The following is a 4442-nucleotide window of genomic DNA, read 5'->3' as shown; positions in this document are numbered from 1 at the left end:
CGGCGGGCGGCTGCTGGAGGCTGCGCGTGATGTGACGTTTCTGGTGAGACCCGGTCGTGCCCAAGAGCTCGATCGCGACGGTTTGGTGGTGCGCAGCCCCTTGGGCAACATCGAATACCCTGCGCCGCCGCATGTTGCAAGCCTGGACCTGAGCGGCCCCTACGACCTCATTATGTTGAGCTGCAAGGCCTACGACCTGGACGCGGCGATGGATTCTTTCGCTGCTGCAGTTGGCCCCAACACGTCTATTTTGCCGCTGCTGAACGGCATGGCCCATCTCGATCATTTGGCCAGCCGGTTTAGCAAGGCTAACGTGCTGGGCGGCCAATGCCTGATTTCCCTGGATCGCGACGCCTCGGGGACGATTGTTCACCTCAATGACACCAATCAACTGACCTTTGGTGAGCTGGACGGCCAAAAAACGGCGCGCGTGCAGCGGGTGGCGAAAGCTCTGAGCGGCGCTGGTTTCGAGGCAAATCTGAGCCTGAATATTCTTCAAGAGATGTGGGAGAAATGGTGTTTTATCGCCACTGGCGCGGGCATCACTGGTTCCATGCGGTCGGCCATCGGCGATGTATTGGTTGGCGGGGGCGAGTCGCTGATTTTGAAATTGTTGGAAGAGTGCGCGCACGTTGCCGATAAAGCGGGTTACCCGATCCGCCCGGAGGTGCATCAACGCTTTGTGAAAATGCTGACCCTGCCGGGCTCAAAAATGACCGCTTCTATGCTGCGCGATGTCGAGCGGGGTGCTGCTATCGAGGTCGAACATGTGCTCGGCGATCTGGTGGCGCGTCGTGATGCTAATGCACTTGAAACGGGTGACTTATCGGTTTTGGGGTTTGTGTACACCAGCCTCAAAGCGTATGAGGCGCGGCGGTTGCGGGGGTAGGACCGATCCGCGAAAGCGCCAGGCTTCCCTCTCGCGCCAATCTGCTGGAGTATGGGGTTGTGGTCTATATTCTTACGACCTGCCACGCGTTCAAGAGAGGTGAAGACATGCCGGTCAAACACGATTTGTTCAAGGATTTAAACGTCTCCAAGGAAGAAATTACTGCCCTCAGAAGCAAAGACGACAGGCTCAGCCAGTTGCTTGATTCCTACGACACAGTGGACGCCGAGGTGGTTGAAGCCGAGTCGCCGTCATCGGGAAATGTCACCGATGACAAACTGAAGAAGCTCAAGGAAAAACGGCTGCTGGTGAAGGATAAAATCGTCCAGCGCCTGACCTTGGCGGACTGATCCGAACAGAAAAATTTGGCTCGCAAAACCGTGGGAGCTGCGCCGTGTTCCTTGGCGAAAGCGGCAGACAAATGGTATTGCGTGGCAAAACACGGGCAAACAGGTGGTGAAAATCCTTGTTTGCATAAAAAACGGACAAAAAAACGGCGTCATTAAGACGCCGGTAGACTCATCTGACACAGAGTCAGATAGCTCAGAAGATTTTACCCAGTCACGAATTCATTGTGGATCTTGCTGTGGAGCGATCTCGGCCTGAATGCGTTTGTAGATTTCTTCGCGATGCACAGAAACATTTTTCGGAGCGTTGATACCTAGCCGGACCTGAAGGCCCTGAACGCCGAGAATCGTAACGGTGATCTCGTCACCAATGTTTATGCTTTCGCCTACTTTGCGTGTGAGTATCAACATAATCTTTTCCTTGATGGCCTCTTGAAGCGCCTCTATCAAGAGGCTGGCGTGTGCCGTGCGGGGTGATTGTTGCCGAGTACGTCCAAATGCGTCTATCAGTAAGACGTCATTAGGGCTAATTTAATTCCTTTGAACGCTTTATATGCCATCAAGTCGTGGTTTCGCGTGCTGACAGTTTACTCATTCCGGGCTTTTTTTTGAACCTCGACCTTCACTTATTACATTTAATGTCAGCTAATTGGCAGGAAGAGCGGGGCGGGTAGCGGTGCGCTGAACTAATCCGGCCGGCCTGCGCTCTTGAGTGCAGGGTCTATGGCGGCGGAGCAGGGGGGGCCATGAACATGGCTGATCAGGAAGAAGGCCCGTGGGCCGAGTATTGCAGACCCCGGCCAGCGATTACGGCTGACATGCGCAAGCGGCTCGGGTTGAAGTGATTCAGGATTGATCGTGCCCGCAGGGCGCAGGCACGATCAAGCAGTGGCGTCAGACGACTAGCGACAGCAGCAGAATGAAGATCAGGCCGACTACCGACAGAATGGTCTCCATCGCGGTCCAGGTTTTAAAGGTTTCAGCGACGGTCATGTTGAAGTACTGCTTCACCAGCCAGAAGCCAGCATCGTTGACGTGAGACAAAATCAACGAGCCAGCACCGGTAGCCAGCACCAGCAATTCGCGGTTAACCCCAGGGATCATTCCGACTACCGGCGCAACAATGCCCGCACCGGTAATCGTGGCTACGGTGGCAGAACCAGTGGCAATCCGCACCACCGCAGCCACCAGCCAAGCCAGCAGGATCGGCGAGATTTCAGCACGGACGGCCATGTGGCCGATCACATCACCGACACCGCTGGCCACCAGCATTTGTTTGAAACCACCGCCGGCACCGACGATCATTACGATGGCAGCCACTGGCGCCAGGCTCTGATCGAGCAGCTTCATAATTTCCTGACGGGAGAAGCCGCGGGCCGCGCCGAAGGTGTAGAACGCCAGAAGCAACGCGGCCAGCAGGGCGGTGATCGGGTGACCGATCAAGTCCATCCAGACGCGCACAGGGCTGTTATCCGGCAGGGCGATGTCCGACAGGGTTTTCAGCAGCATCAGGAACACCGGCAACAGGATCGTTATCACGGTGATGCCGAAGCCCGGCAGGTTGTCATGTTTCGATTCTTGCGCGATCTGGTCCATCAACTCTTGGTTAGGCGTTCCAGGCACATACTTGGAAATCCATTTGCCATAGATCGGGCCGGCGATCATTGCCGTCGGCAATGCCACGATCAGTCCGTAGAAAATGGTTTTGCCAATATCAGCGTTGTACACGCCAATCGCCAGCAACGGACCTGGGTGCGGTGGCACCAGACCATGCACTGCTGAAAGGCCAGCGAGCAACGGAATACCGATCTTGACGATGGACAGACCGGTGCGCCGCGCAACGATGAACACCAACGGAATCAGCAGCACAAAGCCGATCTCGAAGAACAACGGGATGCCCACCAGAAACGCGGAAAACATCATCGCCCAATGCACGCGATTCTTGCCAAACACCCGAACCAGTGTTTGCGCGATCTGATCCGCACCGCCGGAGTCAGCCATCAGCTTGCCGAGCATGGTGCCCAGCGCCAACAGGATGCCGACGAAGCCGAGCACGCCGCCAAAGCCGTCTTGAAACGACTTCATAACCTTGTCTACCGGCATGCCCGAGGTCAACCCAAGGAAGCCCGAAGCAATGGTCAACGCAACAAACGGGTGGACTTTAAAGCGGGTGATCAACAGCACGAGGCCGATGATAGTCACCAGTGCATCGACGAGCAGGTACGTCTCTTGGGTCATGCCGAACATGGGTGCCTCTCCAGTGGTCTTGTTTTTTTTGTCGGTTTTATGGCTGCCGTGAGGCTTTCCACCAGGCCGTCGCTTGCTCGCCCAATGTGTCAATAGGCAGCGTAGCGTCAACGGCAAGGGTCAGGGGTTCGCCGTTAGGCGGCTCAAGGGTTGCGAACTGGCTGTCGACCAGGCTTGCAGGCATGAAATGACCGGGACGATGTTCGCACCGTTCAATCGCAACTTCCTTGGTCAATTCAAGAAACACGAAGCCTAGCGCCGGTACGGCATGGCGCAAGGTTTCACGATAGCTGTGTTTAAGCGCCGAACAGGTCAGCACCGGGAGTTCCCCATTTTCCACGGCAGTTGCCAGTTCCTGGCCCAATCGGGTCAGCCAACCGGCACGGTCTTGGTCATTAAGGGGGATGCCAGCGCTCATCTTTTCGATGTTGGCAGGCGGGTGGAAGGCATCGCCTTCAATTAGGCGACCGCCACTACGTTCGGCAATAGCAGCACCCACTACGCTTTTGCCGCAGCCGGAAACACCCATCACCACGAGGGCGGAAATAGCAGTATTCATAATCACCTCAGCTGGAGACAGCGCTATCTTTGGCGGCTTGAGTAACAGCCTGGCCATGCTGCTTCCAGTTCTTGTCATTGTTTTGGGTTGATCGGTCAATCGTCAGGCGCTGCATACAGTGCTCGTAACCCTATTCATGAGAATAAGTAGCGAGGAAAACATTGCGAGGCTCTGCGAGACAGCGCTACCTTAGAGCCCCTTTGCCACGTTTGGCAACCCCTCTGAGTTATTGGCAGCGCATGACACGTATTGGTTCCCGCTCAACTGGCCGTCCAACTCTCAATGAAGTTGCCCGTCTTGCTGCTGTTTCACCCATCACTGCTTCCCGGGCGTTACGCGGCATTGCGACGGTGGCGCCGGAGCTGGTGGAAAAAGTCCGTGCCGCAGCACTGAGCTTGGG

The 4442-nt window shown here is 56.0% G+C and carries 6 protein-coding genes; 3 read left to right on the top strand and 3 right to left on the bottom strand.

Going from position 1 to position 4442, the window contains the following annotated elements; genetic code table 11:
• Together M0974_RS25405 and M0974_RS25400 are read left to right on the top strand one after the other, a co-directional pair.
• Positions 1–889, top strand: an 889-nt coding sequence (locus M0974_RS25405; protein WP_297843555.1) for a ketopantoate reductase family protein, incomplete at its 5' end; no start/stop codon positions are given.
• Positions 890–996: 107 nt separating this feature from the next.
• On the top strand, positions 997–1239 hold the full coding sequence (locus M0974_RS25400) for a DUF465 domain-containing protein (RefSeq protein WP_297843552.1): 243 nt from the start codon (positions 997–999) through the stop codon (positions 1237–1239).
• Between the two features lie 219 nt (positions 1240–1458).
• On the opposite strand, the gene csrA is transcribed toward M0974_RS25400, so the two are convergent.
• From csrA to M0974_RS25385, 3 genes are all read right to left on the bottom strand, one after another.
• A complete protein-coding gene (gene csrA, locus M0974_RS25395) occupies positions 1459–1647 on the bottom strand; it encodes a carbon storage regulator CsrA (protein ID WP_297843550.1) in 189 nt (62 codons plus the stop codon).
• A gap of 483 nt (positions 1648–2130) precedes the next feature.
• On the bottom strand, positions 2131–3483 hold the full coding sequence (locus M0974_RS25390) for a GntP family permease (protein ID WP_297843548.1): 1353 nt from the start codon (positions 3481–3483) through the stop codon (positions 2131–2133).
• A 37-nt stretch (positions 3484–3520) separates the two neighbouring features.
• Positions 3521–4012, bottom strand: coding sequence for a gluconokinase (locus tag M0974_RS25385; protein ID WP_297843560.1), 492 nt, complete (start codon positions 4010–4012; stop codon positions 3521–3523).
• 269 nt (positions 4013–4281) lie between these two features.
• Between M0974_RS25385 and M0974_RS25380 the strand changes: the two genes are divergently transcribed.
• A partial coding sequence (locus tag M0974_RS25380; protein WP_297843557.1) for a LacI family DNA-binding transcriptional regulator occupies positions 4282–4442 on the top strand: 161 nt, incomplete at its 3' end.

Origin of the sequence: Pseudomonas sp., from assembly GCF_026224925.1 — a bacterium.
Taxonomy (GTDB): Bacteria; Pseudomonadota; Gammaproteobacteria; order Pseudomonadales; family Pseudomonadaceae; genus Aquipseudomonas.
The sequence above is the reverse complement of the archived record's forward strand: the minus strand, read 5'-3'. Positions and strand labels throughout refer to the sequence as shown.